At 37.3% G+C, this 6,861-nt stretch carries 6 protein-coding genes and 1 pseudogene; all 7 read right to left on the reverse strand.

Features of this window, described 5'->3' with window-relative positions; translation table 11 throughout:
- Positions 1-83 precede the first annotated feature (83 nt).
- Positions 84-344 (reverse strand): annotated as a pseudogene (locus ACPC57_RS11075) (recombinase family protein); the annotation flags it as partial.
- A 171-nt stretch (positions 345-515) separates the two neighbouring features.
- On the reverse strand, positions 516-920 hold the full coding sequence (locus ACPC57_RS11080; RefSeq protein ID WP_434066968.1) for a DUF6609 family protein: 405 nt from the start codon (positions 918-920) through the stop codon (positions 516-518).
- A 93-nt stretch (positions 921-1,013) separates the two neighbouring features.
- On the reverse strand, positions 1,014-1,832 hold the full coding sequence (locus ACPC57_RS11085; RefSeq protein ID WP_434066969.1) for a hypothetical protein: 819 nt from the start codon (positions 1,830-1,832) through the stop codon (positions 1,014-1,016).
- An 18-nt stretch (positions 1,833-1,850) separates the two neighbouring features.
- Positions 1,851-3,497 carry a helical hairpin domain-containing protein gene (locus tag ACPC57_RS11090; RefSeq protein WP_434066972.1) on the reverse strand — a complete coding sequence of 549 codons (1,647 nt, stop codon included), beginning with the start codon at positions 3,495-3,497 and terminating at the stop codon, positions 1,851-1,853.
- Positions 3,498-3,511: 14 nt separating this feature from the next.
- Entirely contained in the window at positions 3,512-3,874 is a 363-nt protein-coding gene (locus tag ACPC57_RS11095) for a plasmid mobilization protein (protein WP_434066970.1), read from the reverse strand.
- Between the two features lie 116 nt (positions 3,875-3,990).
- A complete protein-coding gene (locus ACPC57_RS11100) occupies positions 3,991-4,182 on the reverse strand; it encodes a hypothetical protein (protein ID WP_154413597.1) in 192 nt (63 codons plus the stop codon).
- Between the two features lie 102 nt (positions 4,183-4,284).
- On the reverse strand, positions 4,285-6,861 hold a 2,577-nt coding region (locus tag ACPC57_RS11105), incomplete at its 5' end, for an SNF2-related protein (RefSeq protein ID WP_434066971.1).

Below are 6,861 nucleotides of genomic sequence, written 5' to 3' on the forward strand. Positions count from 1 at the left end.
GATTTTGTCTTCATAGCTCAATTTCATAAAAATAGCACCCCAAAAGTTAGATTTTTTCTGTCTAACTTTTGGGGTGCAGTTCATTCCAGGGTTGCCCCCTTAATTTGAATTTGATTCATCAATTCTGTTAATTCTTTATTATTTCGTCCTAATCGATCTAATTCAGTAACAATAACAATATCCCCTTCACGAATATAGTTAAGCATAGCTTGTAATTGTGGGCGTTCGACCGATTGACCGCTTAATTTGTCTGAAAAGACCTTAGAAACGCCCTGTAACGCTTGTAATTGCCGATCTAAGTTCTGTTCTTTGCTACTAACTCGTGCATACCCAATTTTAGCCATTTTCAACCAACCTCTAAAATTACTTCGCTTATTCTTTCAAAATTCTTATTCATGATAAGTCCTCAATATTTAATTTATAAGTGGTCTTTACCATCCAAGCACCATATCCCATTTTAATTAAACCATCCATAATAAATACAAATTCCAATTGATTTGAATAAAAAAATAAGCCTAAAAGTACATTAATACTAGTAAGATAACAAAAATTAATTGTGCTTGCCAATGTTTGTTTCCATTAGCTGGAATAAAAAACAAAAAATGAATCGCTACAAACAACAATAATAATAACCATAAAATATTTAAATTCCCAAGTAGATTTAGACATATAAAAATAGTGCCCCAACATGTTATTCCTAAAAATAAGAAAGCCATATTAACCCATTTTTTATTGTCAACTGATCTTTTGCCCTTTCGCAATTTTCTCATTAAAATTAGTTGAATAATAATTGCTATAACATATATAGAACCAAAAAGTATTGGCTTTTTATAGTTACCTCCTAACAAAGTAAACATAGCAATACCTATCACAAAAATAAAACCTCCTGAAATTGTTTGATTAGTAATTTTATCTTTCATCCTAAATTTTTCCTCCTATTATGCTCAATTTAAATGACCTACTATATAAAACTATTATACTGCAATTTCTGTATTAAGACAAATAAGTATACCTCATTGTCCGCTATCTTCCTTTATCTGTTGAGAACCCATGTATAGTACTTCAACTTCATAATATTCAAATCCTTCTTTGTAGAAATAAGGAGCTGGTGCTTTAGTTTTTGGAATAATCTGAAAATCGACCAATATTTTCAGTGTTCTTCTATTTCTAAGGAACATATCATCATAAGATACTGTTAAATAGAACCAAATATGATTGTTAATTTGTCCTTCTTTTAAAAACAGAAAGTTGGGTAAGGAAATAATAATATCTGCTGACTCGTCAACTAAAATCTCACCTAAAGATAAAGGAACACTTGTACCAATATACAAATGGCTGCTTTGGTCCCAGTCTACCTCTTTTATTTCTGCACAGTCTAGAGATACTTCAATAGCCTCTCCTCTTCCCTTATTTTGAAATATTAAATGAAAGTCACTAGTCTCTTCCATTTGCTTATAATAATAATTCTCCTTCTGCACTTTAAATTCATCACCGTTAAATGAATGATATGGGAATAAAATTTTAAGCTCACGCCTACCCATAAAACCATTATATTCAGTCTCAACTGATTTGAGCTTCAAAATAGGTTTATACTTAATTTCATCGTCTTTTCTGGCTTGTTTTGATTGATAATTTAACGTGACAATCAAACCTATTAATGTTATGAGCGCACCTAAAACAGCACCGTAAAAGGATAGCAAATCTCCTGCCGACCACTCTGCTACTAGAAAACGAGTAGAGTAGGTTTTAAAGGAAAAATTTATAAGGAATGGTATTACAAATAAAATTACAATGGCAATAATAACAATTTTCGTTATGTCTTTCTTTTTCATGGTAATAAAAACCCTTTGCTATTTTGTTAAATCTTCTTTGATTTCAATTTTACCATATAATCTCTGGTTTGTTCTTCTTGCTTCAGCATGCCGATCCAATTTTTCATACTGCGTAAAGTCTTTGATAATACTATCAAATTTTTCCTTCAGGGCTTTCCGTTCGATGGAAACTTCGACCACCTGCTTTTCAATCTCTTTAGGATTGACTGAAGAAGAAATATTGAGTTCCTCCAAAATCTGATAAGCGACCTTAGCATCTATTGGATTGTCAGAAGAAATATCTTCCAGCGCTGAAGCGATTTTGTTTAGGTGCTCGACTTTCTCATCTAAGCGGTTCAGTGATTCTTGCGTTTCTTCAATTTGTTCAAGGAAGCGGTCACGTAATTCATAGAATTGGTCTGATTCAGACACGCTATGACTAACAAGATAGTTATACTCTTTGACCAACAAATCTAGTTTAGAAATGTTTGGATTTTTGGTCAGGATATACTCACCACTTTCATAAGCAAGCTGATTGATAAGTGTTGACCCTCTCATGAATTTGTTGCTGGTGGAATTGTCAGGATTGATGAAATAGAAAAAGTCCGATTTCTTGATAAAAATATCAAAGCTCCCGTCCTCTTGCTTATCCACTAAGCGACTTGGAATTTTGACCGTTCCTTGATTAGCTATCCCATATTGCATCTGAAGATAGATGCCCGTGTCGGTTTCATGTTCCACCTGCCACGGTTCAATCTTAACCCTGATTTCGAAATCGTTAGCCTTCTCAGCCTGCTCTTTGTCATATTCATCCTTGATAGTTTCTAACGGATGGACGATTTCATTTTTAGCTATCCGCTCCTCAATCTGCTCCAAAGAATACCGACCCTTTTTGGATAAGGTACTGTCCCTTGTGTTCCTCTTTTGGTCTTTATCTAGTAATTTGTATTTGGCATATTTGCCCGAAAAATCAACCGCTAGATTCAGCACCTTTGCCTTCTCTTGAAAATCCGCTAGACTGATTGAGTGTTTTAGGAGAAATTCAAGACGGGACTTGATTTCTAACTTAAAGACATTCTCCTTCTGATAAGCAGAATATTCTTTGTGACCAAATGAATTTGTGTGTTCAAGGATTTTAGCACCTGCTAAATCCGCATACTTGTCAGAAATTTGTTCAAGGGCTTTCTTCGTTCCTTTCTGCCATCTGAATTTGTTCAAGGTAACTGAATTAGTAGAATTGATATAAATGTGATTGTGCAGATGCTCCTTATCCATGTGAGTCGCAATGACAAACTGATGACTACCACCTGTCAACTCCAAAGCGGTCTTTCGTCCTATCTCGTGAACCTGTTCAGGTGTCAGATTGTCTTCAGGAGAAAATGACTGAATAACGTGGTGTGCTAAAACATCGTTATTGACCAACTCCTCATTATTGATAGGTCTACCCTTTTCCAAATTGGCAAGTTGCTTTAACATCATAAATTCAGAGTAGGCGGATTCAACATCAATGACTAAATTTCCTGAAACCAGCTGGGACACAAATTGACCATTTACCATTTTAACAGGAAAGTTCATTTTAGAATCAATCAATTCAGCTCCAATTGTTTTAGCTCCATCTTCAATATACTTGAGACCGTCTGACAATTTATTGACGGATTTTATTTGTTTGACTTTGGTAACAACCAATCCATTCACTCCCTTCATTCTTTCAGAACTCTTTTAATGATAGCAACTTCCTTGTCAAAGTTTTCATCCATCAGTCGCTTAACTTCCAAAAGTGATGCCTGTAAAGATTGATAATTTTCAAGACTAACCTCTTCATTAGTATTGACGTATTTGGCAAGTTGGTTGATATTTGTTCCAATCCGATTGATTTCAGTTCGCAATTTGACCAGTTCAGAGTAATCAACTGTTACCACTTCACCTGTCAAAAGCATATAACGGGCGTAGGTGTTAAAATTCTTAAAGCCGTGAAGTGTCATCCGTTCTTTTATCAACTCATTTTCTCGTGGAGTTACTCTAAATTTTCGCTGTATTTCACGGTAGCGCTTTTCTTCCATCATTGATTTTCACCTCATCATTTTTTCTTGACATCCTGCCTAGTCCCCTCTATACTTTTCAAACTGGCAAGCATTGTCGCTATTCAGTGCTTGCTCTAAGGATATTCTTCCGTATGCCATTATCTTACCTCACCAACTTTCAGCATCATCCCACCTTGTTCAGGAAACTTAATTAAGTTATACTCTTCAAGTTCCTTCAAAGATTCAACTACTTTTTCACGTGACCATCCTGTATCATTCATCAATGACACAATAACCATATTTCTTGATTGTCTTTGTTTAGCACGCATTTTTTTATGATTTGATTTCATAATTGAACCTCCGAGAGTTAGTATGAGAAAAAACAAAAGAGAACGCTTTTCACGTTCTCTCAATGTTATTTATTCATTTCTCCCAATTCAGGACACATACTCTTATATCTCGAGTGCTATTTGTTGCTTCTTTTGGGGTGTTGTATCTTCACTAAACTTGGCCAAAACCGCATCTATCTCCTCAATCTCTACTTCTTTTTCAACCAAGGGAGCTAAAACATCATACTTAGACTTTACAAGCTGATAGTCCTCTTCCTTTGGAAAGACTTTTTCAACTTCTACTTTGGCTACTCGTAGCTTATCTTTTAAATCCTTTACCAGCTCTTGCGTCTTTTCTTGGTCATCTATAATATGGTCAATGGCATTACTAATCCGTTGAATGGTTCCCACGTCTGATTTCAAATCAAGGGCAACAGTATACTGATTATCTCCTACAATCATTAAAGAGACAGTCTCTGGCATGGGCTCACTAGGAGCTCGTGTTGTCATTTTCAAATCAAATCCTCTAAAGTTGGCCAGAGTCCGAACTTCCTTAGTTTCTGAGCGGTTATAGGTAATGAGTTTTCGCAGATAGTCCCCAGCTTCAGCACGATTATCCATTGCTTGATTGTCAAATCGCATGACAAAATCTTGCGACTTTGTTGCCAAAGATTGGGCAATATCCTTATCATATTGACTCAACCGTTTTTCCATGATAGGGAGGTGCTTCTCGCTATAGGAAATGGTATGGCGATACTCGTCTTTGGAGCGATTAAAGGCTCGTTTTTGATTCTCTAAAACTGTCAGTTCATTTTCCAACTCCATTTTGAGTTTGAGATAAGGATTACCTGTCGCTAAAGCCTTAAAGTCTGAAGCAGTCATGGTTTGTTCATCAATGTCTTCTGCCGACCGTACGGGATCTTTAGAGGTCATGATTTGCGTGATGTACTTGAGCTTATTCTCCTGAGTTTGCCAGAGGTAGTTGTCGAAGCTCCCTTTCGTAATGTAATGGTAAATATCTACCTCTTGGTGCATATTGCCTTGACGAATTAACCTACCGTTTCGCTGCACAATATCAGAGGGACGCCAGGGAACATCTAAGTGGTGGACTGCTTTCATGCGTGATTGCACGTTTAGACCAGTCCCACCTTTTTCCGTAGAAGCCATAAGAATCCTAACTTCTCCACTATTGACCTTGCGTGACAGAGAGTTTTTCTTGTCATCCGTATTAGCGTCATGGACAAAGGCAATTGCTTCTTTGGGAATCCCTCTATCCACTAAGAGGTCTTTCAATTCATTGTAAACGTCAAAGCCCTCTTCCTTATTCTTAGGCGTTCCAATATCTGAGAAAATCATCTGGGTAGCTTTATCATCTTCTCCCTCACGGTAAATGCGTTCCACGTTATCCACTACTTGAAGAATCTTCTGATTGTCCGATAAGGTATAGGCTGGGTCAATGAGACGCATGTCAATAGCTAGTTTTCTAGCTTCCCCAGTTATCTTTAACATGTTATCGACACTAGGGTCAACGCTACCTGACTTAATGGCGTCTGAACGGTCAACCAGTTCTTCTAAATAGTATTTCTGAGCTTTCGTTAACTCGCTTTCCACCGCAATAATCTTAGCTTCAGGTACAGGTATGTCAAGCATGTCTGCGGTCTGAATATCGGCGGTTTCCTTGTAAATCCGCATAAGTTCAGGCAAATTGACAAATTTCTTGAACCGTTTCTTAGGTTGGTACTTATCACCTGTCGGGGCTAGTTCCATAGAGTTTTCAATATTCCCAAAAGCCCCAACCCAGGAGTCAAAATTGGACACCTGGTATCGCTCTAAAACATCAGGTTGAATGTAATTCATCATGGTGAAAAGTTCACTAATGGAGTTTGAGACTGGCGTTCCTGTCGCAAAGACCACATTACGATAGTCGTGTTCTCCTTGAACCTGTCTGACCTTCATTTCCATATCCACGTTCTTTTTAGAAGTCGTGTTGGTAATTCCAGCCACATTCCCAAGGCCTGTAATGGGTCTGATATTCTTAAAATGGTGAGCTTCGTCCACAAAGAGAAAATCAATGCCAAGGTTTTCAAATTCAATAAAGGTATCACGTTCCAACTTTTGAAGTTCTTCCAATTGGTGCTCTAAGCCCTTAATAGAACGCTCTGCTTCTTTAACAGTATAATCACTATCACTACCTTGCTTGATGTCACGAAGTTGTTGTAACTTATCTTGAATATAGGCCACTTGCTTTTCATGACTCATGGGAATTTTTTCAAACTGGGAATCCCCAATGACAATGGCATCGTAGTCCCCTGTGATAATCCGTGAGACAAACTGCTTGCGTTTGGCTTTCGCAAAATCTTTCTTGGTCGTCACATAGACATTCTTGGTTGGGAAGAACTTCATGATTTCTTGGCCAAACTGAGCGGTCAGACTTGATGGCACCACATAAAGAGGCTTATGCACCATACCCAATTCTTTCAGTTTGAATCCTGCCCCAAGCATGGTTAAGGTCTTACCTGAACCCACTTCATGAGCTAGAAGCGCTCGTTTTTCTTCTACAATGCGTTGAATGGCATTCCTTTGGTGAGGGCGTAAGGAAATATTCTGGGCAAGCCCATCAATGGTTAAATGGCTGCCATCATAAACTTTTGAGACTGTACGATTATAAAGGCTATTATAGGTCTCTTCAATCATCTGTTG

Source organism: Streptococcus sp. VTCC 12886 (assembly GCF_049893425.1).
In the GTDB taxonomy this organism is placed as follows: Bacteria; Bacillota; Bacilli; order Lactobacillales; family Streptococcaceae; genus Streptococcus; species Streptococcus suis_AA.

What these genes read in the sequence shown, in the direction of transcription:
- ACPC57_RS11080 (WP_434066968.1), bottom strand. Translation starts at nt 920, where the DNA reads ATGAAAGATAAAATTACTAATCAAACAATTTCAGGAGGTTTTATTTTT.
- ACPC57_RS11085 (WP_434066969.1), bottom strand. Translation starts at nt 1,832, where the DNA reads ATGAAAAAGAAAGACATAACGAAAATTGTTATTATTGCCATTGTAATT.
- ACPC57_RS11095 (WP_434066970.1), bottom strand. Translation starts at nt 3,874, where the DNA reads ATGATGGAAGAAAAGCGCTACCGTGAAATACAGCGAAAATTTAGAGTA.
- ACPC57_RS11100 (WP_154413597.1), bottom strand. Translation starts at nt 4,182, where the DNA reads ATGAAATCAAATCATAAAAAAATGCGTGCTAAACAAAGACAATCAAGA.